This is a genomic window from Streptomyces sp. NPDC053665 (assembly GCF_055585285.1).
The window spans coordinates 1-23004 of record NZ_JBVJKK010000011.1 but is presented as its reverse complement, the minus strand read 5'-3'; the positions used below and the strand labels follow the sequence as shown (position 1 = coordinate 23004).

20 protein-coding genes are annotated in these 23004 nt (G+C 73.2%); 10 read left to right on the top strand and 10 right to left on the bottom strand.

Features of this window, described 5'->3' with window-relative positions; genetic code table 11:
- Positions 1 to 76: 76 nt before the first annotated feature.
- Positions 77 to 1318, top strand: a complete 1242-nt coding sequence (locus ACZ6ZN_RS31815; protein ID WP_469651610.1) for an MFS transporter — start codon at positions 77 to 79, stop codon at positions 1316 to 1318.
- On the opposite strand, the gene ACZ6ZN_RS31810 is transcribed toward ACZ6ZN_RS31815, so the two are convergent.
- Together ACZ6ZN_RS31810 and ACZ6ZN_RS31805 are read right to left on the bottom strand one after the other, a co-directional pair.
- Positions 1252 to 2415 (bottom strand): hypothetical protein, encoded by a 1164-nt coding sequence (locus ACZ6ZN_RS31810; protein WP_469651608.1) that lies wholly within the window; start codon positions 2413 to 2415, stop codon positions 1252 to 1254. The two genes, ACZ6ZN_RS31815 and ACZ6ZN_RS31810, sit on opposite strands and share 67 nt — an antisense overlap.
- The gene (locus tag ACZ6ZN_RS31805) at positions 2412 to 3353 is read right to left on the bottom strand and encodes a 5-dehydro-4-deoxyglucarate dehydratase (protein ID WP_451877376.1); all 942 of its coding nucleotides are present in this window, start codon (positions 3351 to 3353) and stop codon (positions 2412 to 2414) included. Before ACZ6ZN_RS31805 ends, ACZ6ZN_RS31810 begins: the two co-directional genes overlap by 4 nt.
- Before the next feature lie 223 nt (positions 3354 to 3576).
- On the opposite strand from ACZ6ZN_RS31805, the gene ACZ6ZN_RS31800 reads away from it, so the two are divergent.
- From ACZ6ZN_RS31800 to ACZ6ZN_RS31765, 8 genes are all read left to right on the top strand, one after another.
- A complete protein-coding gene (locus tag ACZ6ZN_RS31800) occupies positions 3577 to 4386 on the top strand; it encodes an NAD-dependent epimerase/dehydratase family protein (RefSeq protein WP_398112363.1) in 810 nt (269 codons plus the stop codon).
- Between the two features lie 306 nt (positions 4387 to 4692).
- Positions 4693 to 5469 (top strand): DeoR/GlpR family DNA-binding transcription regulator, encoded by a 777-nt coding sequence (locus tag ACZ6ZN_RS31795; RefSeq protein ID WP_398112362.1) that lies wholly within the window; start codon positions 4693 to 4695, stop codon positions 5467 to 5469.
- Positions 5470 to 5560: 91 nt separating this feature from the next.
- Positions 5561 to 6934, top strand: coding sequence for an ABC transporter substrate-binding protein (locus tag ACZ6ZN_RS31790; protein WP_451877375.1), 1374 nt, complete (start codon positions 5561 to 5563; stop codon positions 6932 to 6934).
- The gene (locus ACZ6ZN_RS31785; RefSeq protein ID WP_469651604.1) at positions 6931 to 7872 is read left to right on the top strand and encodes a carbohydrate ABC transporter permease; all 942 of its coding nucleotides are present in this window, start codon (positions 6931 to 6933) and stop codon (positions 7870 to 7872) included. Before ACZ6ZN_RS31790 ends, ACZ6ZN_RS31785 begins: the two co-directional genes overlap by 4 nt.
- Positions 7869 to 8720, top strand: coding sequence for a carbohydrate ABC transporter permease (locus tag ACZ6ZN_RS31780; RefSeq protein WP_398112359.1), 852 nt, complete (start codon positions 7869 to 7871; stop codon positions 8718 to 8720). The genes ACZ6ZN_RS31785 and ACZ6ZN_RS31780 overlap by 4 nt, the downstream gene beginning before the upstream one ends.
- Positions 8717 to 9706 (top strand): zinc-dependent alcohol dehydrogenase family protein, encoded by a 990-nt coding sequence (locus ACZ6ZN_RS31775; RefSeq protein WP_469651602.1) that lies wholly within the window; start codon positions 8717 to 8719, stop codon positions 9704 to 9706. The genes ACZ6ZN_RS31780 and ACZ6ZN_RS31775 overlap by 4 nt, the downstream gene beginning before the upstream one ends.
- Positions 9707 to 9817: 111 nt before the next feature.
- Positions 9818 to 10039: a hypothetical protein gene (locus ACZ6ZN_RS31770; protein ID WP_398112357.1), complete on the top strand. Its 222-nt coding sequence runs from the start codon at positions 9818 to 9820 to the stop codon at positions 10037 to 10039.
- A gap of 64 nt (positions 10040 to 10103) precedes the next feature.
- A complete protein-coding gene (locus tag ACZ6ZN_RS31765) occupies positions 10104 to 11300 on the top strand; it encodes a TerD family protein (RefSeq protein WP_469651706.1) in 1197 nt (398 codons plus the stop codon).
- A gap of 73 nt (positions 11301 to 11373) precedes the next feature.
- On the opposite strand, the gene ACZ6ZN_RS31760 is transcribed toward ACZ6ZN_RS31765, so the two are convergent.
- From ACZ6ZN_RS31760 to ACZ6ZN_RS31725, 8 genes are all read right to left on the bottom strand, one after another.
- Positions 11374 to 11949: a TetR/AcrR family transcriptional regulator gene (locus ACZ6ZN_RS31760; RefSeq protein WP_398112356.1), complete on the bottom strand. Its 576-nt coding sequence runs from the start codon at positions 11947 to 11949 to the stop codon at positions 11374 to 11376.
- A 90-nt stretch (positions 11950 to 12039) separates the two neighbouring features.
- Entirely contained in the window at positions 12040 to 13077 is a 1038-nt protein-coding gene (locus ACZ6ZN_RS31755) for a LacI family DNA-binding transcriptional regulator (protein ID WP_469651589.1), read from the bottom strand.
- Between the two features lie 60 nt (positions 13078 to 13137).
- A complete protein-coding gene (locus tag ACZ6ZN_RS31750; protein ID WP_451877371.1) occupies positions 13138 to 13542 on the bottom strand; it encodes a VOC family protein in 405 nt (134 codons plus the stop codon).
- 71 nt (positions 13543 to 13613) lie between these two features.
- Positions 13614 to 14630 carry a 1-aminocyclopropane-1-carboxylate deaminase gene (locus tag ACZ6ZN_RS31745; RefSeq protein WP_469651587.1) on the bottom strand — a complete coding sequence of 339 codons (1017 nt, stop codon included), beginning with the start codon at positions 14628 to 14630 and terminating at the stop codon, positions 13614 to 13616.
- A gap of 26 nt (positions 14631 to 14656) precedes the next feature.
- Positions 14657 to 15298, bottom strand: a complete 642-nt coding sequence (locus ACZ6ZN_RS31740; RefSeq protein WP_469651585.1) for a GntR family transcriptional regulator — start codon at positions 15296 to 15298, stop codon at positions 14657 to 14659.
- Between the two features lie 310 nt (positions 15299 to 15608).
- Complete coding sequence (locus ACZ6ZN_RS31735) at positions 15609 to 17192, bottom strand: TROVE domain-containing protein (RefSeq protein ID WP_469651583.1); 1584 nt, start codon at positions 17190 to 17192, stop codon at positions 15609 to 15611.
- A gap of 336 nt (positions 17193 to 17528) precedes the next feature.
- Positions 17529 to 18974, bottom strand: coding sequence for an alkaline phosphatase PhoX (locus ACZ6ZN_RS31730; protein WP_398112349.1), 1446 nt, complete (start codon positions 18972 to 18974; stop codon positions 17529 to 17531).
- A gap of 154 nt (positions 18975 to 19128) precedes the next feature.
- A complete protein-coding gene (locus tag ACZ6ZN_RS31725) occupies positions 19129 to 20547 on the bottom strand; it encodes a hypothetical protein (protein WP_469651581.1) in 1419 nt (472 codons plus the stop codon).
- 463 nt (positions 20548 to 21010) lie between these two features.
- Between ACZ6ZN_RS31725 and ACZ6ZN_RS31720 the strand changes: the two genes are divergently transcribed.
- Positions 21011 to 22840: an endonuclease/exonuclease/phosphatase family protein gene (locus ACZ6ZN_RS31720; RefSeq protein ID WP_469651579.1), complete on the top strand. Its 1830-nt coding sequence runs from the start codon at positions 21011 to 21013 to the stop codon at positions 22838 to 22840.
- The last annotated feature ends 164 nt before the right edge of the window (positions 22841 to 23004 follow it).

The window sequence follows — 23004 nt, the reverse complement described above, 5'->3', positions numbered from 1 at the left end:
CCCCCCTCCCCCGGCCCGGCTTCTGGGGAACCTGCCCGATCCCCTCCCCGGGGCCTTAGCACCACGATGGGCGGGCATGACGACCTTCACGACCTGGCCCTTGCTGCGCGTGCTGCGCGACCGTGCCGCCGGGCTGTACCTGTGCGGCGTGGTGGTGTCCGGCTTCGGCACCTCGGCGCTGTGGCTGGCCTGCGGGGTGTGGGTGAAGGACCTCACCGGCTCGGACGGGCTGGCCGCGCTGTGCATGCTCGCCCTGTGGCTGCCGACCCTGGCCGGTCCGCTGCTGGGCACCGTCGCCGACCGGGTCCGCCGCACCCCGCTGCTGATCGGCACCAACGTGTTCCTGGGCGCCCTGCTGGTCAGCCTGGTGGGCGTGACGGGCCCGGGCGACCTGTGGCTGCTGTACGCGGTGCTGGTGGTGTACGGCGCGGCGGGCGTCGTGCACGACGCCGCCGAGTCGGCCCTGGTCGCGTCGGCGGTGCCCCGGCCCCTGCTGGGCGACTTCAACGGCCTGCGCACGACCGCCGCCGAGGGCATGAAGCTCCTGGCCCCGCTGGCGGGCGCCGGCCTCTACACGGCATACGGCGGCACCGCCGTGGCCCTCCTGGACGCGGCGACGTTCCTGCTGGCCGCGGGCCTGTACGCCCTGGTGCGGGTCCGGGAGGACCGGCCCGCCCCGGTGGCCGGCGGGCACCGGCGCGGCACGGCCGAGGGCGTTCGCCACCTGTGGGCACACCCCACCCTGCGCCCTCTGGTGCTGGCGGGCGGCATCACCATGCTCGGGGCCGGGCTGAACGGGGCGATGATCTACGCCGTCGTCGACGCGCTGGACCGCTCCCCCGCGTACGCCGGGGTGCTGTACGCCGTGCAGGGCGCCGGGTCGGTGGCCGTCGGCCTGCTGTGCGGCCCGGCCCTGCGGCGCTGGGGCGGGCGGCGCTTCGCCGCGTACGGCATCGCCCTGCTGGCCCTCGCCGCGGCCCTGCGGGCGGTGCCGTCCGACGCGGTGGCGCTGGTGTGCAGCGCGGCGATCGGCGCGGGGCTGCCCGCCGTGCTGATCGCCGCGCTGACCGCGGTGCAGCGCGAGACGCCCGGCCCGCTGCTGGGCCGGGTCACCGCCACCGCCCACACCCTGGTGTACGCGCCCAACGTGGCCGGGCTGGCCGCGGGCGCGGTCCTGGTGGAAGCGGTGGGCCACCGGCCGGTGCTGGTGTCCCTGGGCGCGGTCCTGCTGGTCGCGGCGGCGGCGCTGGGTCAGCGCCCCGCAAGGGCCGAGCGGACCGCGTCCAGGTCGCCGTCGGACGCCAACCCGATGTGGTAGAGCCGCAGTTCGGTGGCCCCCTGGCCGCGCGCCGCGGCGGCGTCCGCGGCGAGGGTGCCGGGGCTGCCGCCCATGCCGGAGACGACGGTGAGGTTGGCGGCGAGCACGGTGCCCTCGCGGCGGTGCTCCGCGAACGGCGCCAGGAGGCCGGTGCCGCCGGCGCAGGGCACGACCACGCCGTCCGCCACGGCGAGGATGTGCGCCGGGTCGACACCGGCGTTGGCACCGACGTGGTAGGACACGGGGTCGGCGTGCAGCAGCACCTGGAAGCCCGCGGGCGCCGCCGCCCGCACCGCCGCGACGGCGTCCTGCTGCAGGCTCTGCGCGGTCGCGTCGCGGTACGCGCGCGTGGCGTGCGCGAGCCGCTCCCCGAGCAGCTTCTCGACGCCGGCCCAGCCGCCGTCGGAGGGCGCTCCCCGCCACACCGGTTCCAGCGCGTCCCGCACGGCGGCGGCGAGTTCGCCGGCGTCCGCTCCGTGCCGGCCGTAGCCGTCCCGGCAGGACGGGCAGAAGCACAGCGCCATGAGGTACTGGCCGGCGTCCCCGAGCGCCACGCCGCCGGTCTTGTCGTGCGCGTGCAGATGCTGGAGGCCGTACCAGCCGAGGGACTCCAGTTCGGTACCGCGCGCTCCGGGCCGTACGGCCGCCTCGGCCGCCAGGTCGACGAGGTACGCGCGCGTGGCGGGCTGGGCGATGCAGGGGGCCCAGGGGTAGCGGTCGCCGTAGGCGTTGACGACGGAGGTGTCCGGGTGCTCGGCGCCGAGGCGGGAGTTGTGGGCCAGGACGACCCAGGTGTGCACCTCCAGGCCGGCGCCGGCCAGGGCGGCGGCGGCCTCGCCGAAGGCGTCCCCGGGTGCCCAGTCCCCGGCCGCGTAGGGGCGCAGCGCGCGCCCGTCCCAGCGCTCGCCCGGCGGATACAGCACGGCGGCGTGGGCGGCGGTGACGACGCGGTGGCGGGGATGGCGGGGAGTCAGGGCCCGGGTGGAGTGGTAGGCGGCGGCGAGCGTGACCTGCTCCACGCCGAGCGCGGCGATCCGCCCGGGTGCCTCCGGGTCCCCGTCGACGTCCCAGGGGTAGACGAACGCGGACGTCCTCACGTGGCCTCCTCCAGCAGCGCGTAGCCGCGGTCGATCACTTCGGCGAGCTGCTTCACGTGGTCCGCGGCCGGTTCCTGGAGGGGCGGCCGCACCTCGCCCACGTCCAGTCCGCGCAGCCGTACGCCCGCCTTGACGAGCGCGACGGCGTAACCGCGGCCCCGGGCGCGCAGTTCGACGAACGGCCGGTAGAAGCCGTCCAGCAGGGTGTGCGCGGTGTCGTCGTCGCCGTCGCGCAGGGCGCGGTGGAAGGCGAGGGCGATCTCGGGGGCGAAGCAGAAGACGGCCGAGGAGTACAGCGTGATGCCGAGGGCGCGGTAGGCGAGCTGGGTCTGTTCGGCGGTCGGCAGGCCGTTGAAGTACAGGAAGTCCCCGGGGGCCTCGGTGCGCACGGCGCTGACGACGCGCTGCATCAGGTCGAGGTCGCCCAGCCCGTCCTTCAGGCCGACGATGCCGTCCGTGCGGGCGAGTTCGACGACGGTCTCCGGGGTGAAGACCGCGTTGTCGCGCTGGTACACGACGACCGGCAGGGTGGTCGCGGCGGCCAGCTCCCGGTAGTGCCGCAGCAGGCCTTCCTGCCCCGCGACGACGAGGTAGGGCGGCATGGCCAGCAGCCCGTCCGCCCCGGCCGCCTCGGCGAGGCGGGCGTAGCGCACGGCGAGCGCGGTGCCGTAGCCGGCGCCGGCGACGACGGGCACCCGCCCCGCCGCCGTCTCGACGGCGGCCCGGACGCACGCGTCGAACTCCTCGGGCGTCAGCGCGTGGAACTCGCCGGTGCCGCAGCAGGCGAACACGGCCGCGGCCCCGGCCTCCACGCCGCGGCGGACGTGCGTGCGGTAGGTGTCGAGGTCCACGGATCCGTCGGGTCCGAAGGCGGTGACCGGGAAGAACAGCGGCCCGCTGGGGATGTCGAGTCGAGCGGCGAGAGGGGCTGACGTCACGAGCTCTCCCGGTTCCATATTCATGATTGGCGTCTATATTTCTGAACACCACCACGCTAAGGCGCCCCCGCGGCGCCGGTCAAGCGCACGAACCCGCGACACACCAGCGGATTCACCGACTCCACCGGCCACTTGACGGGTTCCGCCCCGGCTCCCTAGCGTGTCCACGCATATGAATGCCGTGCGCTCATCTGCACGACCGGCGAGTCAAGGAGACCCGAGGATGCCCGCTGTCCGCACCGTCCTGCTCACCGGCGCCGCCGGCGGCCTCGGCACCCTGATGCGCGGGCTGCTCCCGGACTACGGCTACGACCTGCGACTGCTGGACATGCGCCCCGTCGAGGGCGCGCCCGACGCGATCACCGCCGACCTCGCCGACCGGGACGCCCTGCGCGAGGCCGTCCGGGGCGTCGACGCGATCATCCACCTCGCGGGCATCTCCCTGGAAGCCCCCTTCGAGAAGATCCTCAGGGCCAACATCGAGGGCACTTACCACCTGTACGAGGCCGCCCGCGAGGAGGGCGTCCGCCGGATCGTCTTCGCCTCCTCCAACCACGCCGTCGGCTACACCCCGCGCCCGCAGGGCGACGACCCCCTGATCCCCGTCGGCACCCCGCGCCGCCCGGACACCTTCTACGGCCTGTCCAAGTGCTTCGGCGAGGACCTCGCGCAGCTCTACTGGGACAAGCACGGTCTGGAGACGGTCTCGGTGCGCATCGGCTCCTGCTTCCCCGAGCCGACCAGTGTGCGCATGCTCTCGGTGTGGATGAGCCCCGCCGACGGCGCCCGCCTCTTCCACGCGGCCCTGACCGCCGAGGGCGTCGGCCACACCGTCGTCCACGGCTCCTCCGCCAACACCCGGCTGTGGTGGGACCTGAGCGGCGCCCGCGCGCTCGGCTACGAGCCGCAGGACGACTCCGAGCCCTGGGCGCCGAAGCTCATCGCCGAGCAGGGCGAACTGGACCCGGACGACCCGGCGCACGCCTGCCTGGGCGGCCACTTCGTGACCGACCCGCCGATCTGGCCGTACTGACCGGAAAGAGCGGTCGCGGGAGGACGGGCGGGCAGCAAACGGGCCCGCCCGTACGGGCGTTCGGGCACGGCCATGATCCGATCGGGCATCGCCCCCCGGACCTGCGGACGGCACCTGAGCAGCCGATACACCCACGCGGACGGCCCCGCCCCACCCGCCACAGCCCGGGCGTGTCCACGACCGAACGGGCACAAGCGGGCAGGATCGCCGTCACAACAGACCTGGTCCAGGCGGCGCAACCCGCTGTAGAACTTCCTGCGAGGCCCCGCTCCGGCCCGAACGGGCAGGGCACGGCAGGAAGGCAGCATGACGGCCATGAACAAGACGGCGGAAGAACGCCAGCGCGAGATCGTGCTGGCCGCACGGCGTGACGGATCGGTCGACGTCACCGCCCTCGCCGGCGAGCTCGGGGTGGCCAAGGAGACCGTCCGCCGGGACCTGCGGGTCCTGGAGGACCACGGCCTGCTGCGCCGCACCCACGGCGGCGCCTACCCGGTGGAGAGCGCCGGCTTCGAGACGACGCTCGCCTTCCGGGCCACCAGCCACGTGCCCGAGAAACGCCGGATCGCCGCCGCCTCGGCGCAGTTGCTCGGGGACGCCGAGACCGTGTTCATCGACGAGGGCTTCACCCCGCAGCTCATCGCCGAGGCGCTGCCCCGGGACCGGCCGCTGACCGTGGTCACCGCCTCCCTGCCGGTCGCCGGCGCGCTCGCCGGGACGGACACCGTGTCCGTGCTGCTGCTCGGCGGCCGGGTGCGCTCCGGAACGCTCGCCACCGTCGACCACTGGACGACGAAGATGCTGTCCGGCTTCGTCGTCGACCTGGCCTACATCGGCGCCAACGGCATCTCCCGCGAACACGGCCTGACCACCCCGGACCCGGCCGTCAGCGAGGTGAAGGCGCAGGCGATCCGGGCCGCCCGGCGCACGGTCTTCGCCGGTGTGCACACCAAGTTCGGCGCGGTCAGCTTCTGCCGGTTCGCCGAGGTCGGCGCGCTGGAGACGATCGTGACGAGCACCCTGCTGCCGTCCTCCGAGGCCCACCGCTACTCCCTGCTCGGACCGCACGTCATCCGCGTCTGAGACGAGCGCACGCGTCCCCGCCGGAGCACCACCCCCCGCCCCGGCGCACCTCCGCACATCCCTTATGTCCCCATACATCCAGGAGCGATCCATGCGAACCCAGAGCCGACGACGGCCACCGCGAGCCCCGCTCGCCCTGGCCGCCGCAGGGACGCTGCTCGCCCCGCTGCTCTCCGGCTGCTGGGTCGGCGCGGGCGGGGCCGGATCCGGCGGCGACGCCATCAACGTCCTGATGGTCAACAACCCGCAGATGGTCGAACTGCAGAAACTGACCCGCGAGCACTTCACCGAAGAGACCGGCATCAAGGTCAACTTCACCGTCCTGCCCGAGAACGACGTCCGCGACAAGATCAGCCAGGACTTCGCCAACCAGGCCGGCCAGTACGACGTCGCCACGCTGTCCAACTACGAGATACCCATCTACGCCCGCAACGGCTGGCTGCACGAGATGAACGGTTACGTCGCGAAGGACCGGGCCTACGACGAGCAGGACGTGCTCACGCCGATGCGCCAGTCCCTCACCGCCGAGGACGGCAAGCTCTACGGCCAGCCGTTCTACGGCGAGTCGTCGTTCCTCATGTACCGCAAGGACGTGTTCGAGAAGAAGGGCCTGACGATGCCGGCCCGGCCCACCTGGCGGCAGGTGGCGGACCTCGCGGCGAAGGCCGACGGCGCCGAACCCGGCATGAAGGGCATCTGCCTGCGCGGACTGCCCGGCTGGGGCGAGGTCATGGCACCCCTGACGACCGTCGTGAACACCTTCGGCGGCACCTGGTTCGACAAGGACTGGAAGGCGCGGCTGGACTCCCCCGAGTTCGAGAAGGCCACGAAGTTCTACGTGGACCTGGTGCGCGAGCACGGCGAGTCCGGCGCGGCCCAGGCCGGGTTCGCCGAGTGCCTCAACAACATGACCCAGGGCAAGGTCGCCATGTGGTACGACGCCACCTCCGCGGCCGGCTCCCTGGAGGCGGCCGGGTCCCCGGTCAAGGGCAAGGTGGGCTACGCCCCCGCCCCCGTGGAGCGGACGAAGTCCTCGGGCTGGCTGTACACCTGGGCCTGGGGCATCCAGCAGGCCTCCCGCAACCCGGACAACGCCTGGAAGTTCGTCTCCTGGGCCTCCGGCAAGGAGTACGAGCAGCTGGTCGGCGACAAGGTCGGCTGGTCGAACGTGCCGGCCGGCAAACGGGCCTCGACGTACGCCAACCCCGCCTACCGCGAGGAGGCCGGCGCCTTCCAGGAGATGACCAAGGAGGCCATCGAGCAGGCGCGGCCCACCGATCCGGGCGTGCAGCCGCGGCCCGCGCCCGGCATCCAGTTCGTCGGCATCCCCGAGTTCACCGACCTGGGCACCAAGGTCTCCCAGGAGATCAGCGCGGCCATCGCCGGACGCCAGTCCGTGGAGTCGGCCCTGCGCACGTCCCAGGAGCTCGCCGAGAAGATCTCCGAGGAGTACGAGGGACGATGACCGCCACCACCACGGCCCCCGTGGCCGCTCCCGGGACACCCCCACCGGTCCGCCGGCCCTCCGGCCGCCTGCGCGCCTGGGCCACCCGCGCCCCGCTGCTCCCCGCCCTGATCTTCATGATCGTCGTCACCCAGCTGCCCTTCGTGGCCACGCTGGTGATCTCCTTCTTCGACTGGAACTCCCTCTACCCGGACGCCCGTCGCTTCGCCGGCCTCGACAACTACCAGGAGGTCCTCACCGACCCGGACCTGCGCCACTCGGTGGGGACGACCGTCCTGCTGACGGTGGCGGTGGTCCTGGCCAGCCTGGTGCTCGGCCTGGTCCTGGCGCTGCTGCTGGACCGCAGGTTCCGCGGCCGGGGCATCGTGCGCACGCTGCTGATCGCACCCTTCCTGGTGGTGCCGGTCGCGGCGGCCCTGCTCTGGAAACACGTGCTCTACAACCCCGAATACGGCCTGTTCAACGGGCTGCTGCACTATGTGGGCGGACCACAGCCCGACTGGATCTCGAACACCCCGCTGCTCGCCGTCGAGGCCTCGCTCATCTGGCAGTGGACACCGTTCATGATGCTGATCCTGCTCGCCGGCCTGCAGAGCCGCGACCACGAGCAGATCGAGGCGGCGCGGGTCGACGGGGCGAGCGACTGGCAGATCTTCGTCCACCTGACGCTGCCGCACCTGCGCCGCTACCTCGAACTCGGCGCCCTGCTGGGGTCGATCTACATCGTGCAGAACTTCGACGCGGTCTTCACGATTACGTCCGGCGGCCTCGGCACCGCCAACCTCCCCTACACCGTCTACCAGACCTTCTACCAGGCCCACGAGAACGGCCTCGCCTCGGCCGCCGGCGTCCTGGTGGTCATCGGCTCGATCGTCATCGCGACCTTCGCCCTGCGCGTGGTGTCGTCCCTGTTCCGCGAGGAGGTGTCCCGCGCATGAGCACGATCGCCCCGCGTGCCCGCCGCGTCCGTGGCAAGGGTGCGGGCCTGGGCCTGCTGGCCTGGCTGCTCGGCATCGCGTTCTTCCTGCCCATCGCGTGGATGGCGCTGACGTCCTTCCACTCGGAGACGGACGCGGCGACCAATCCGCCGTCCTTCGCGGCGGCCCTGACCCTGGACGGCTACCGCGAGTTCTTCGGCGCGGGCGGCGGCGCGAGCCCCTGGCCCGCCCTGATCAACTCCACGGTCGCGTCCGTCGCGTCGACCCTGCTGGTGCTGCTGCTGGCCTTCCCGGCGGCCTACGCCCTGTCGATCAACCGGGTCCGCAAGTGGACGGACGTGCTGTTCTTCTTCCTGTCCACCAAGATGCTGCCGGTCGTTGCGGGCCTGCTGCCGATCTACCTGTTCGCCAAGAACGCCGGCATGCTCGACAACATCTGGCTGCTCGTCATCCTCTACACCTCCATGAACCTGCCGATCGCGGTGTGGATGATGCAGTCGTTCCTCGCCGAGATCCCCGTCGCGGTGATCGAGGCGGCCCGGGTGGACGGGGCCCGGCTGCCCACCGTCCTGGCCCGCGTGGTCGCCCCCATCGCCCTGCCGGGCATCGCCGCCACCGCCCTGATCTGCTTCATCTTCAGCTGGAACGAGCTGCTGTTCGCCCGTGTGCTGACGGGCGTGGTCGCCGAGACCGCGCCGGTGTTCCTGACCGGCTTCATCACCAGCCAGGGCCTGTTCCTGGCGAAGGTGTGCGCCGCGTCGCTCGTCATCTCCCTGCCGGTGCTCGCCGCGGGGTTCGCCGCCCAGGACAAGCTGGTCCAGGGCCTGTCGTTGGGAGCCGTGAAATGAAGGCCGCCGTCATCGAGTCCGTGGGCAGGGCCGTCGTCACCGAGGTCCCGGACCCGGCGCCGGGGCCGCGCGAGGTCGTCGTCGAGGTCGCGGCCTGCGGCCTGTGCGGCACCGACCTGCACATCCTCCAGGGCGAGTTCGCCCCCAAGCTGCCGATCGTGCCCGGGCACGAGTTCGCGGGCGAGGTCGTCGGCGTCGGCACCCAGGTCACTGAGGTGGCGGTCGGCGACCGGGTCGCCGTCGACCCGTCCCTGTACTGCTACGAGTGCCGCTACTGCCGCACCGGCCACAACAACCTGTGCGAACGCTGGGCGGCGATCGGCGTGACGACGGCCGGCGGCGCCGCGCAGTACGCCGTCGCCCCGGTGGCGAACTGCGTCAGGCTCCCCGACCACGTCCGCACCGAGGACGCCGCCCTGGTGGAGCCGCTGTCCTGCGCGGTGCGCGGCTACGACGTGCTCCAGTCCCGCCTGGGCGCGCACGTGCTGATCTACGGCTCCGGCACGATGGGCCTGATGATGCTGGAGCTGGCCAAGCGCACCGGCGCGGCGAGCGTGGACGTCGTCGACGTGAACCCGGCCCGGCTGGAGACGGCCCGCCGCCTCGGTGTGTCGGCCTCCGCGGCGAACCCGGACGAACTCGACCGTCCCCAGGGCTGGGACCTGGTCGTGGACGCCACCGGCAACGCGGCCGCCATCCAGGACGGCCTGGACCGGGTGGCCAAGGCCGGTACGTTCCTGCAGTTCGGCGTCGCCGACTACGCGACCCGCGTGACCATCGACCCGTACCGCATCTACAACCAGGAGATCACCATCACCGGCTCGATGGCGGTGCTGCACAGCTTCGAGCGGGCGGCGGAGCTCTTCGCCAACGGCGTCCTCGACCCCGAGATCTTCATCAGCGACCGCATCCCGCTGGCGCGGTACCCCGAGGCGCTGGAGCAGTTCGCGGCGGGCGTCGGCCGCAAGATCGTGGTCGTGCCGTAGGACGGCGGGCCGCCGAGGGCACGGCGGACGGGGCCGGCGGGGCGGGGCCGGCGGGCGGGGCGGGCGGAAATCCGGTGGGCCGGCCCGCCCCGCCCCCGTACGCTCGCGGGCATGCCACGACCTCACGGCTTCACCTACGAGCAGCACACCGGCGGAAGCGTCCGCATCAGCCACCACGGCCGCCCCGCCACCACCCTGAACGGGCCGCGGGCCGCGCGGTTCCTCGCCGAGGTCGAGGCCTCGGACCCCCAGCTCGTCATGGCCCGCTGGACCGGGAACTACAAGCGCGGAAACGAGCGCACCGCCCGCGACCACCCGCGCAACCGCCGCTGACCCGAATGGCAGCAAGGTAAGGGAACGGCAAAACCGCCTCGCTCGTTCACCCGGCATGACAGCTATGACCCCCGGCTCGAACATCCCCCTGTCCGCCGCCCGCGTGACGGTGGACGTCGCCGCTCCGGTGCGGCTCGACGTATCGGGCCTGCTGCTCACCGCCGACGGCAAGGTGCGCTCCGACGACGACTTCATCTTCTACAACCAGCCGTCGGGCCCGGGCGTGACGTACCGCTCGGGCGGCGGCTCCGCCCCCGACGCCATCGTCGTCGACACGACCGCCCTCCCCCCGGGCATCGAGAAGATCGCCATCACGGCCAGCCCGGACGCCGCGGGCCAGACCTTCCAGGGCATCGAACCGACGGCCACCCTCCGCAACGCGGACGACGGCTCGGTCCTCGCCACCTTCACACCCCCGCAGCTCGGCAGCGAGACGGCCCTGGTGATCGTCGAGGTGTACCTGCGCAACGGCCAGTGGAAGGCCCGCGCGGTCGGCCAGGGCTACGCCGACGGCCTGGCGGGCATCGCCACGGACTTCGGTGTGACGGTGGAGGAACCGGCCGCCCCCGCTCAGCCGGTGGCCCCGCCCCCGGCCCCGGTGCAGCCGCCGGCCCCGCCCGTCACCGCGCCCGCCGCTCCCCCGGCCGCTCCCGCCACGCCCCCGCCGCCCGCTCCCGGCGCGGGGAAGATCAACCTCGACAAGGGCCGCGTCAGCCTCCAGAAGAACCAGACCGTCTCGCTGATCAAGGGCGGCCGTCCCCTGCTGTCCCAGGTGCAGATGGGCCTCGGCTGGGAGCCGGCGTACCGCGGCAAGGACATCGACCTGGACGCCTCGGTCATCGCCTACGGGCCGCAGCGCAACCACATCGACAGCTGCTACTTCGGCAAGCTCCAGATCGTCGGCGGCGCGATCCGCCACTCCGGCGACAACCTCACCGGTGAGGGCGGCGACGACGACGAGGTCATCACGGTCGACCTCGGCCGTCTGCCCCAGGAGGTCACGGGCCTGGTCTTCACGGTGAACTCCTTCTCCGGCCAGAAGTTCACCGAGGTGGCCAAGGCCTACTGCCGCCTCCTCGACGCCGCCACGGGCGAGGAGCTGGTCCGCTTCGACCTGACCGGCGCCGAGGCCCAGACGGGCGTGATGATGGCCAAGCTGATCCGCCAGTTCTCCGGCGAGTGGGAGATGACGGCGATGGGCGACTTCGTGAAGTCCCGCACGGTACGGGGGATGGTGAAGCCGGCCGCCCAGGCCCTGTGACACCCCGGCGGCCGCACCCCGGGCGCCCTCCCCGAGGGCGTCCGGGCGGCCTCGCCGGAGCCGGCCGCCCGGGTCAGTGGTCGCGTGGGCGGAGCCCCTCCGTCAGCAGGGACAGGTAGCGCCGCATGTGACCGCACTCCCCGTCGGCCAGTTCCGACGCCGTCGCCATGCCGTGGGCCAGGCGCAGGACGTCCTCCGGCGCCACGTCCTGCCGCAGGGTGCCCTCCTCCTGCGCGGCCCGGACCAGCCGTCGCGCCGCGCCGCGCACCGAGTCGCCGCAGGCCGTGGCCACCGCCCCCGCACCGCCGGTGACGGCCGGGCCGAGCAGCGTCCGCAGCCCGCGCATCCGGATCAGCCCGGCGCCGACCTCGTACAGCCACTCCGCCAGGGCCTCCCCCGGTGCCAGCGCGGCGGCGAGTGCGTCGGCCCGGGCGGCGATCGCCTCGATCCGGTCCAGGTACACCGCCTCCAGCAGGGCCTGCCGGGTCGGGAAATGCCGGTACAGCGTGCCGGACCCGACACCCGCCCGCTTGGCGATGTCGTCCAGGGAGGCGTTCTCGCCGTGCTCGGCGAACGCCTCCACGGCCACCTGCAGCAGCCGCTCGCGGTTGCGCCGGGCATCCGCCCGCATGGGCCTGACCTGCACCACGCGCCCTCCTCACGGACCGACCGGGGACCCTTCGGGCACCTTAGCCGCAACGGCCCGCCGCACCGTGCCCGCCCGGTGCGGCCGTACGGCTCAGGCGGAGGCGCGCACGACCAGCTCGGGCGTCACCCAGGCGTCCGGGCCCCGCAGCGGCTCGTCGCCCGCCCGCAACCGGGCCACCTGCTCCACGGCCAGCCGCCCCAGCCGCCGCTTGTCGATGTGCAGGGTGGTCAGGGCGGGCTCCACCAGTTCGCCCAGGGAGAGCCCGTCGAAGCCCAGGACGGCCAGGTCGTCCGGAATCCCCCGGCCGCGGCGGCGCGCGGCGCGCATCGCCCCCACCGCGATGAGGTCGTTGAAGCCGAACACGGCGGTGATCCCGGGCCGTTCCCGCAGCAGCCGCTCCATGCCGGCCTCGCCGCCCGCCACACTGTGCTCCGGGCACGTCGCGACCCAGCCCTCGTCCACCGGCAGGCCGAGCCGCCGCACGTGGTCCAGGAAGGCCCGCCGCCGGTGCTCGGGGCCGTGCACGCCGTCCAGCATGCCGATCCGGCGGTGCCCGGCGCGGTGCAGGTGGTCCAGGCCCGCACCGACCCCGCTCACGGCGTCGATGCCGACGGCGGCGAACCCGGTCTGCCGCGGCCCCCGCTCCAGCAGCACCAGTGGTACGCCCGCGAGGTGCCGGGTGAGGACCTCGTCGGAGTCCCTGAAGTAGCCGATGACCGCGTCGGCCTGGTGGGAGAGCACGTCCAGGGCCTGCCGCTCGCGGGCCTCGTCGATCCGGGAGTCCCAGACGACGACCTGCCAGCCGCGCTGCTCGGCGGCCTCCAGCACCCCGGCGGCGACCTCGGGGAAGAACGGGTTGCGCAGGTCCGGGATGACCAGGCCCGCGGTGACGGCGCCCTTCTGCACGAGTCCGCGCGCGAACCGGCTCGGCCGGTAGTCCAGGAGCCGCACCGCCTCCAGGACCCGTTCCTTGGTGGCGGGGTCTATCTCGCCCTTGTCGTTGACCGCGCGGGAGACCGTCTGGCGGGACACGCCGGCCAGGCGGGCGACGTCGTGGATGGTGGCCCGGCGCCGCGCACCGCCGGGCCCTTCGGCTCCCGGCTCCGCGCGCTGTCCGTCGGTCCACACGTCCAGCACTGTAACCGGCGCCGGCCGGGCCGGGTCCGGGCGGCCGGACGGCGGGCCCCGTCAGCCGTCGAGGTCGGTGAACAGCGTCAGCTGGAGGGCGCCGGGGGCCTGGAGCCGTGCGTTGAGGGAGTTCCAGGGGGTGCGGACCGGCTCGGCGACGACCTCGGCCCCGGCGGCCTCCAGCCGGGCGGTGGCGGCGGCCGAGTCGTCCACCCGGAAGGCGACGCGGATGTGCCCGGCCACGCGCCGTCCCACCTCCACGTCGTCGATGAACGCGGCGTGGTTCGGATCGGTCAGCTCCAGCGTGGCCCGTCCGGCCTCCAGGATGGTGACCCGCCCGTCCTCGGAGGCGAACGCGTCCCTCTCGGGCAGGCCGAGGACGTCCCGGTAGAAGTGCAGGGCGGCGTCGTAGTCCTCCGCCGTCACGACCAGGCGGAGCTCGCGGACGGCTGGTGCGTCGGACATGGCGCCTCCTCGGCGACGTCGGCTCACCGGGGGCAACGCCCCCGCCGCCCGGCCGATTCCCGCGAGGGGACTCAGAACAGCGCGCTGTAGGCGTTCAGGGCCGGCTGCCCGCCCAGGTGGGCGTACAGCACCGTCGCGTCCCGGCCTATCTCGCCCCGCCGCACCAGGTCCACCATGCCCGCCATGGACTTGCCCTCGTAGACGGGGTCGGTGACCATCCCCTCCGTGCGCGCGGCCAGGCGCATGGCGTCCAGGGTGGCCTCGTCGGGCACGCCGTAGACGCCGGCGTGGTACCGGTCGTCGAGTTCGACGTCGTCCTCGGTCAACTCCCGCTTGACGCCGATCAGTCGGCCGGTGCGATGGGCGATCCGGGCGATCTGCGCCCGGGTGGCGGCGGGTGCGGCCGAGGCGTCGATGCCGAGCACCCGGCGGGGGCGTCCTCCGGCCTCCTCCAGCGCGGCGAAGCCGGCGACCATGCCGGCCTGGGTCGACCCGGTCACCGAGCAGACGACGACGGTGTCGAAGAAGACGCCCAGTTCCCTCTCCTGCTGGGCCACCTCGTGCGCCCAGGCGGCGAAGCCGAGTCCACCGAGGGGGTGGTCGGAGGCACCGGCCGGGATGGCGTAGGGCTTGCCGCCGGACTCCTCGACCTCGCGCAGCGCCTGTTCCCAGCTCTCCTTGAAACCGATGCCGAACCCGGCCCTCACCAGCCGTACGTCGGCCCCGGCGAGCCGGCTGACCAGGATGTTGCCGACCTTGTCGTACACCGCGTCGGGCCAGTCCACCCAGCTCTCCTGCACCAGGACGCACGCGAGTCCGGCCCGGGCGGCGACGGCGGCGACCTGGCGGGTGTGGTTGGACTGCACGCCGCCGATCGACACGAGGGTGTCGCAGCCCTGGGCGAGCGCGTCGGCGACCAGGTACTCCAGCTTGCGGGTCTTGTTCCCGCCGTAGGCGATGCCGGAGTTGCAGTCCTCGCGCTTGGCCCACAGGGAGGCGCCGCCGAGACGTTCGGTCAGCCGTTCCAGCCGGTGCACGGGCGAGGGGCCGAAGAGCAAGGGATAACGGGCGTACGAGGAAAGGGGCATGGGTCCTCCCGGTCGGTTCCGGTCCGTCAGTCGGCGAGCTCTTCGAGCCCTCGCCAGATCTGCGCGGTGACACGGACCGCCTCGGCCGCGTCCCCGGCCGCGCAGGCGTCGATGAGCCGCTCGTGCAGCCCGGCCGAGCGGCAGCTGCCCCCCTCGCCGAAGCGCCGGCGTTCCAGGCGGCGGATGAGCGGGGTGTAGCGGGCGGCGGTCGCGGCGGCCGCGCGGTTGCCGCCGGCGCGCACGAGGACGTCGTGCAGTTCGTCGTCGGCACGCAGGGCCGCCTCGACGTCCCCGCTGTCCACGGCCGCGGCGAACCGCGCGTTGGCGGCGCGCATCGCGGCGATGTCCGCTGCGGTCAGGCGGGGCACGGCGGCCCGGGTGGCGAGTTCGTGCATGGCCCCGACGACGGCCGCGGCGTCCCGGACGTCGGCGGCCACCAGCGGCGTCACCCGGGTGTAGCTCTGCGGCTTGCTCTCCAGCAGGCCCTCGTCCACGAGCCGGGAGAAGGCCTCGCGCACCGGGGCGCGGGACAGCCCGAGCCGCTCCGCAAGGTCGGCGTCCCGCACCACCGTGCCGGGTTCGATGTCCCCGGCCACGATGGCGTCCCTGATCGCCGCGTACGCCCGGTCCCTGAGCAGGGCGCGGGGCACGGGCCGCATGGTGTCCACGACTGAAATGTTAGATGTCAGCGCCGGAGGCAACAAGGGCCCGGACGCGGCGATCCGGGGCCGGCGATCCGGGGCCGGCGCTCCGCATGCGGTGCGGGGCCAGCGGTCCGCATGCAGTGCAGGGCCGGCGGTCCGCATGCGGTGCAGGGCCCGCGCTCCGCATGCGGTGCGGGGCCAGCGGTCCGCATGCAGTGCAGGGCCGGCGGTCCGCATGCGGTGCAGGGCCCGCGCTCCGCATGCGGTGCAGGGCCCGCGGTCCGCATGCGGTGCAGGGCCCGCGCTGCGGATGCGCAGCGCGGGCTCCGATCGCTCAGGCCGCCCAGGGCCAGTCGGCGTCCCGTGCGGCCTCGATCAGCGGGACCATGCGGAAGGCGGCGTCCGACAGGCCCCCGAAGGTGTGCCGGTTCGCCGCGCCCGAGGGGCCGTGGCCCGCCGGGTGACCGGCCAGGTTCCAGGTGTAGAGCAGCACGTCGGCCGGGACCTGCTCGGCCGGACCGCCGCGGTGGTGGTGCGTGTACTGCTCGTCGGTGACGATCAGCACCCGGTCGTGCCCGTCGTAGTGCCGGCGCAGCGCTTCCGTGGTGTCGGTGCCGCTCAGACTGTGGAAGCGGTCGAGGACCTTCAGCACGGACTCGCCCGCGCGGAAGGGCACGCGGTCGCTGGTGGAGCCGAACTCGACCAGGTCGGCGTGCTCGGCCCGCAGCGCGAGCGCCGTGCCGAACACCGCGGCCGCGTCGGCCCAGGTGAGCGCCGAGCGGTCGGACAGCCGCGACCAGAACATCGAACCCGAGCGGTCCACGAGCACCAGCGTCCGGCCGGACAGCGCGGGCACGTTGGCCAGCGAGTGGCCGAGCGCCCGCTCCAGGGCGTACGACCAGCGCAGCGAGGGCGCGTGCCGGTGGGCGGCGAGGTAGCGGAAGGGGAACTGCCGCGAGCGGGCGACCTCCGCGGGGTCGCTGATCCGGGCGCAGACCTGCTCGGCGACCTCGTCGCGCACACCGGCCTCGTCGAAGTTGCGCAGATTGCGCAGCAGCGCCATCGGCCCCATGGAGGGGATGACGGCCTCCCAGGCGGCCGCGTCCATCGGCCCCTGCAACCAGCCCGCCAGCGCCTCCCACGTCATCCCGGCCGCGGCCAGCCGCTCGGAGCCGCCCTCGGCGGTCACGACCGCGCGCCGCTGTGCGACGGGCAGCGCCATCAGCGCGCGGTGCGCGGTGAGGACGGGCTCCGAGGCGGGCGGCACGGCGGTGTCCGGGTGGTGGCGGCGGTCGAGGGCGTGGCGGAACAGCTCGCCCTGCCAGGGCTTTCCCGGGTCGGGAGCCGCGTGCACGAGGTTCAGGATGTCGCCGAAGCGGTAGCCCTTGGAGGCGGTGTCGTACTTCAGCAGGGCCCTGCCGTGGTACAGGCGGCGCACGGCGTCGGCGACGCCGCGTTTGACGGGCTTGGGCACGTTGCGGCCGTAGGTCGTGGTCCAGTAGGCGAGCAGCTCGCCGGGCTCGTCGGGCCGCTGGAGGACGGAGTCGACGACCTGCCGGTTGGACGGTCCGCCGGTCGCTCCGGCGTCCAGGCGGGCCTTGACGTACTCGGCGGCGCCGACGACGGAGGCGGTGCGCAGGTTGCCCGCGCCGCGCAGCCAGCCGAGCAGGCCGGCCGTCCACCCGGGGTCCCGGACGGCGAGTTCGCGCACGAGCCGCCGGAACCGGTCGTCGCGGTCCTCGCCCGTCTCGTAGAAGCTGCGCTGGGAGACGAGGTGGGAGACGGCGAGCAGGAACAGCTCCGAGCGCGCGTCCCGTTCGCGGCCCCGGCCGCCCTCGAAGGTGCGCAGCACACGCCCCGTCGACGTCACCCGCGAGACGGGACGGGCCCGCGTCGCCTTGCTGTTGAATCGCGCCATGGTGAATTCCCCCGAATTCGTTCCTCGTTGTTCAGGGGACGCGGCAGGAAAAGCGGTGGGTGCCCGAGGACAGAATGCGGCGACGGACTCATTCAGATGCTCTACCCATTGAGCTACGGCGACCCGAGGTCGCCGACGGGACTCGAACCCGCAACCATCCGATCCCAGGAAGTAGCCGTTGCCTTCGCACCGGGCACCCACCATGCCGCGCCTCCCGAGATCAGATCGGCGGCGGCGTCGAGTTCTTTGGAGGAAGTAGCCGCTGCCCTCGCACCGGGAGGTGCGTGACGTTGTGATCTCACTGTAGGAGGCGCGCCGCGGGAGCTGCGAACGAATTTAGTGCTTCTTCTGCCGCTTCCAGGGGCCGGTGATGGCGAGCATGATGCCGGGCGTCTGGATGTTGGCGTAGAGGGTCCGGCCGTCGGGCGAGAAGGTGACCCCGGTGAACTCGCTGTACTCCGGCTCCTCCTCGGTGCCGATGTTCCATTCGTTGCGGGCGATCGGGTACGTGCGTCCGCTGTCGGTGGCTCCGAACAGGTGCTGCACGCCCTCGCCGTCCTCCGCGATGACGAGACCGCCGTACGGGGAGACGGTGATGTTGTCGGGCCCGTCGAACGCGCCGTCCTTCGCCGGGTCGGGGTTCACGCCGAGCAGCACCTTCAGCGTCAGGGTGCGGCGCTTGGGGTCGTAGAACCAGACCTGGCCGTCGTGCCGGACGGGGCTCTCGTCACGGGCGTAGGACGACACGATGTAGGCGCCGCCGTCGCCCCACCACATGCCCTCCAGTTTGCGGGCGCGCGTGACGTCGCGGTCGCCGAACTGCTTGCGCACGGGGGTGGTGCGGGCGTCGCGGTCGGGGACGTCCACCCAGTCGACGCCGTAGACGGTGCCGATGCGGGTGGCGCGGGAGAGGTCGTCGACGAACCTGCCGCCCGCGTCGAAGCACTTGGGCGCCTGGAGCACACCGGCGTCGTCGGCGAGCCGACGGAACTTCCCGTGGCCGTAGGTGAATCCCTTCGGCGGGGTCCAGCGGAAGAAGAGGCCGTTGGGGCCGGAGGCGTCCTCGGTGAGGTAGGCGTGGCCGCGCTTGGGGTCGATGACGACGGCCTCGTGGTCGTAACGGCCGAAGAACTTCAGCGGCTTGGGGTCGCGGTTGGCGCGGCGGTCGGCGGGGTCGACCTCGAACACGTACCCGTGGTCCTTGGTCATGCCGTTGACGCCGGCCTTGTCGGAGTTCTCCTCGCAGGTGAGCCAGGTGCCCCACGGGGTGCGGCCGCCCGCGCAGTTGGTGGAGGTGCCGGCGATGCCCACCCACTCGGCGACGCGTCCGTCGGGGCGCACCTCGACGACGGTGCAGCCGCCGGCCGCGGCCGGGTCGTAGACGAGGCCCTCGGTGAGGGGCACGGGATGCGTCCAGTTGGCGCGCGGGCCCTTCAGCTCGTGGTTGTTGACGAGCAGGGTGGTGCCGCGGGGGCCGTCGAAGGCGGCGGTGCCGTCGTGGTTGGACGGCGTGGACTCGCCGGTCTCCAGCGTGGTTCTCCCGCTGTGCGTGATGACGCGGTACGTGAAGCCGGCGGGCAGCGCGAGGATGCCCCGGGGGTCGGGGACGAGCGGCCCGTAGCCGACGCCGTGCCGGGCGTCCGCGGCGCCCTCGGCACTGTCGGTGTCGTAGGACGCGAGGGCGTTCGGGGCCGTGGCGAGGGCCCCGACACTGCCCGCCAGCGCGACACCGGCGCCGGTGATCGCGGTGTTCCTGGCGAAGTCCCTACGGGTGAGCGACATGGAGTCTCCTGAGACGGTGAGGATGCCGTGGGAGGTGGCGGACCTCTTTCGGCGAAACCGTCCCGCTCGACCGTGAACGCCGGTTGAACACACCCTGGGGGCGCGGGGAACTGCGCGACAAGCCGAGACGGCGCCGTGCACGCGCGGAACCGGATCAGCTCCCCTGCTGCGACCGCGCCTTGAACGCCGCCTTCCGCGCTTCCTTCGCCACCTTCTTGTCGGGATGCAGCCGCCCCATGGCTTCCAGCACATCGGCGGTCGCGGGGTGGTCCACCCGCCACACGGCGGCGAAGAACCCGCTGTGCTGCTGTGCGAGCCCCTGCACCAGAGCCCGCAGCTCCTCGGAGTTCCCTTCCGCCGCGAGCTGCGCGGCGACCGTGTCGATGGTCAGCCAGTACACCATCGCCTCGGACGGCGCCGGCACGTCCGCCGCGCCCTGCTCGGTCAGCCAGACGCGGGCGAGCCCGCCCAGTTCGGCGTCGTCGAGCACCTCCCGCAGGGCGGGTTCGGCCGAGGCGCCGACCAGGGACAGGGCCTGCTGGCAGCGCAGCCGCCGCAACGGCGCCCCGGCGTCGGAACCCCGCGCCGCCACCAGCAACTCCCGCGCCGCGGCGAGCGGTTCGCGCTGCCGGAGCCACTGTTCCGTCTCGGCCTGCGCGGCCCCGGGCGGGTAGCCGGCGGTGCCGTCGAGCAGCGCGTCGGCTCCCTTGTCGGTGAGGCCGCCGACGGCGGGGGCGTCGAAACCGGCCTCCAGCAGCCGGGCGCGCATGCCGTAGAGCCCGAGCGGGGTGAGCCGGACCATGCCGTAGCGGGAGACGTCGGTGTCGTCGACGGGAGCGGCGGGCTCCTCGTCGGCGTCGGCCATCAGCGCCTCGTCCACCGGCTGGTACTCGACGAATCCGACCGGCTCCAGCATCCGGAACTGGTCGTCCAGCCGCATCATCGCGTCGGACACCTGCTCCAGGACGTCGTTGGTGGGCTCGTCCATGTCGCTCGGCACGATCACCGAGGCGGCCAGTGCCGGGAGGGGCACGGGGGCGCCGCCGGGGGTGTCCTCGCCCGCGGTCAGCAGGTAGAGGTTGCCGAGGACGCCGTCCAGGAACTCGGCCTCGGCCTCGGGGTCCCACTCCAGGGCGGACAGGTCGACCTCGCCGTCCTCGTCGAGGAGTCCGTCCAGGTCGCGCACGCTCGCGTCGGCGAGCACGGTCTCCAGTGCGGCGAGCCAGACGGCCAGGACGTCCTGCGGGGAGCCGCCGGTGAGCAGCGCGAGTTCCTCGCCCGCCCGGACGGTGCCCTCCTCCTCGTCGAGGACCTCGACGAGACCGGCGTCGACGGCGACCCGCCAGGCCTCACTGGCGTCGGCGGCGGCGTCGTCCCCGCTCAGGCCGAGCGTCTCGACGGCGGCGGGCAGCTGTTTGTCGACGAGGCCGCCCCCGGCGTCGACGCGGGTGTCCGGCCCGGCCCAGCGGGCGAGCCGGGCGGCTCGGGACAGCAACGGTGTGGACAGCGCGTCGCGCGCCAGCTCCGCTTCGGTGTGCAGCCGCACCGGCGGCAGGGGGGAGCTGTCTGACATCGGCTGGTTCTCCTAGGGCCTGTCGTTCGGATCACGCCGCAGACGCGGGTTCCGACAGGCACGTCTGCCGCGTTGTCGTCCGCCTTGCAGCTGCACGCGCCGGATCCCGCTCGACCGCGTCGATCAGCCACTGTCGGTTCCCGGGCCCGATCCGAACGACAGGCCCAGCGCGCCTCAGGTGGCTCAACCGCTCAGCCTAGACGGATTTCCACCCATGCCGCCCACTTCATCTCCTCGTCGGCCGCCGTACATGGCCGAAACCTTGACAAGTGACATGAACAGGCTGGAGATTGACGCGCGTAGAAGTCGGCGGACACTTGTTCACCGGACCGGCCCCACCCCGTCCACCCGTCCCGCCCGCGTCTACGCGCGTCACCGCCCCGCCCCGCAGGGAGCGGCCAGCAGTCGTCCCACCCGTTCGCCCTCGTCCCGGCGCCCTGTCACGTCCCCGGAGGGAATCCCGTTGCCGAGCAAGTCGTCCGCGCGCCTCGCCGCGCTCACCGTCGCCGCCGCCTGTTCCGCGGCTTCCACGATCGTCCTCACCACCCCCGCGCACGCGGAGTCGGTCCGCGTCCACGACATCCAGGGCACCACCCGGACGTCCCCGTACGCGGGCAAGCAGGTCACCGACGTGGCCGGAATCGTCACCGGCATCCGGACCTACGGGTCCTCCCGCGGCTTCTGGATCCAGGACCCGAGCCCGGACGCCGACCCGGCGACCAGTGAGGGCGTCTTCGTCTTCACCAGCTCCACCCCCAAGGGGGTCGCCGTGGGCGACTCGGTGACGGTGAGCGGCACGGTCACCGAGTTCGTCCCGGGCGGCGCGAACTCCGGCAACCAGTCCGTCACGGAGATCACCAAGCCGACGACCACGGTCGTCTCCAGCGGCAACGCCCTCCCCGCCGCGACGGCGATCACCTCGCGCTCGGTCCCGGCGGCCTACGCCCCGGCCGGTGACACCGCCGCCGGCGGCTCGATCAACGCGCTGCCGCTGAGGCCCGCCGCGTACGCCCTGGACCACTACGAGGCCTTGGAGGGCATGACCGTCCAGGTCACCGACACCCGCGTGGTCGGCGCCACCGACCCGTACACCGAGCTGTGGGTGACGGTGAAGCCGCACGAGAACCACAACCGCCACGGCGGCACGGTCTACGGCTCCTACGACGACCAGAACACCGGCCGTCTCCAGATCCAGTCGCTCGGCACGCCCGCCGCCTTCCCCAAGGCGAACGTGGGCGACACCCTCGCGGGCAGCACCTCCGGTCCGCTGGACTACAACCAGTTCGGCGGCTACACGCTGGTCGCGAGCGAGCTCGGCACCCTGGAGAGCGCGGGCCTGGAGCGCGAGACGACCCGCGAACAGCGCTCGTCCGAACTCGCGGTCGCGACCTACAACGTCGAGAACCTCGACCCGTCGGACGACACGTTCGCCGCGCACGCCTCCGCGATCGTGAACAACCTGAAGTCCCCCGACATCGTGTCCCTGGAGGAGATCCAGGACAACAACGGCGCGACGAACGACGGCACGGTCGCGGCCGACCAGACGTTGAACAAGCTGATCGACGCGATCGCCGCGGCCGGCGGTCCGACGTACGACTGGCGCTCGATCGACCCGGCCGACGGCACCGACGGCGGCGAGCCGGGCGGCAACATCCGCCAGGCGTTCCTGTTCAACCCCGAGCGGGTCTCCTTCGCGGACCGCGCGGGCGGCGACGCCACGACCGCCACCGGCGTCGAGAAGATCCGCGGCAAGGCGCACCTGACCCTCAGCCCCGGCCGCATCGCGCCCACCAACGAGGCCTGGAAGAGCAGCCGCAAGCCGCTGGCCGGCGAGTTCACCTTCCGCGGCCGCACGGTCTTCGTCATCGCCAACCACTTCAACTCCAAGGGCGGCGACCAGGGGTTCACCTCCCAGTACCAGCCCCCGGCGCGCAGCTCCGAGACCCAGCGCCACCAGCAGGCCACAGTGGTGAACGCCTTCGTGAAGGACATCCTCGACGTCCAGAAGAACGCGGACGTCATCACGCTGGGCGACATCAACGACTTCGAGTTCTCGAAGACCGCGCAGCTCCTGGAGGGCCGCGGCGAACTCTGGTCGGCGATCAAGTCGCTGCCCCGCAGCGAGCGTTACTCCTACGTCTACCAGGGCAACAGCCAGGTCCTGGACCAGATCCTGGTCAGCCCGTCGATCCGCCGCGGCTGCGACCTGGACTACGACAGCGTGCACATCAACGCGGAGTTCCACGACCAGATCAGCGACCACGACCCGCAGATCCTGCGCTTCCGCCCGTGACACCCGGCGTGGGGGGGGGGCGGGCGGCCCCCCCCCCCCCCCCCCCCCCCCCCCCCCCCCCCCCCCCCCCTCCCCCCCCCCCCCCCCCCCCCCCCCCCCCCCCCCCCCCCCCCCCCCCCCCCCCCCCCCCCCCCCCCCCCCCCCCCCCCCCCCCCCCCCCCCCC

Excerpts from the sequence above, each read along its gene's own strand:
- ACZ6ZN_RS31815 (WP_469651610.1), top strand. The coding sequence starts at position 77 with ATGACGACCTTCACGACCTGGCCCTTGCTGCGCGTGCTGCGCGACCGT.
- ACZ6ZN_RS31800 (WP_398112363.1), top strand. The coding sequence starts at position 3,577 with ATGCCCGCTGTCCGCACCGTCCTGCTCACCGGCGCCGCCGGCGGCCTC.
- ACZ6ZN_RS31795 (WP_398112362.1), top strand. The coding sequence starts at position 4,693 with ATGACGGCCATGAACAAGACGGCGGAAGAACGCCAGCGCGAGATCGTG.
- ACZ6ZN_RS31790 (WP_451877375.1), top strand. The coding sequence starts at position 5,561 with ATGCGAACCCAGAGCCGACGACGGCCACCGCGAGCCCCGCTCGCCCTG.
- ACZ6ZN_RS31785 (WP_469651604.1), top strand. The coding sequence starts at position 6,931 with ATGACCGCCACCACCACGGCCCCCGTGGCCGCTCCCGGGACACCCCCA.
- ACZ6ZN_RS31780 (WP_398112359.1), top strand. The coding sequence starts at position 7,869 with ATGAGCACGATCGCCCCGCGTGCCCGCCGCGTCCGTGGCAAGGGTGCG.
- ACZ6ZN_RS31775 (WP_469651602.1), top strand. The coding sequence starts at position 8,717 with ATGAAGGCCGCCGTCATCGAGTCCGTGGGCAGGGCCGTCGTCACCGAG.
- ACZ6ZN_RS31770 (WP_398112357.1), top strand. The coding sequence starts at position 9,818 with ATGCCACGACCTCACGGCTTCACCTACGAGCAGCACACCGGCGGAAGC.
- ACZ6ZN_RS31765 (WP_469651706.1), top strand. The coding sequence starts at position 10,104 with ATGACCCCCGGCTCGAACATCCCCCTGTCCGCCGCCCGCGTGACGGTG.
- ACZ6ZN_RS31750 (WP_451877371.1), bottom strand. The coding sequence starts at position 13,542 with ATGTCCGACGCACCAGCCGTCCGCGAGCTCCGCCTGGTCGTGACGGCG.
- ACZ6ZN_RS31745 (WP_469651587.1), bottom strand. The coding sequence starts at position 14,630 with ATGCCCCTTTCCTCGTACGCCCGTTATCCCTTGCTCTTCGGCCCCTCG.
- ACZ6ZN_RS31735 (WP_469651583.1), bottom strand. The coding sequence starts at position 17,192 with ATGGCGCGATTCAACAGCAAGGCGACGCGGGCCCGTCCCGTCTCGCGG.
- ACZ6ZN_RS31730 (WP_398112349.1), bottom strand. The coding sequence starts at position 18,974 with ATGTCGCTCACCCGTAGGGACTTCGCCAGGAACACCGCGATCACCGGC.
- ACZ6ZN_RS31725 (WP_469651581.1), bottom strand. The coding sequence starts at position 20,547 with ATGTCAGACAGCTCCCCCCTGCCGCCGGTGCGGCTGCACACCGAAGCG.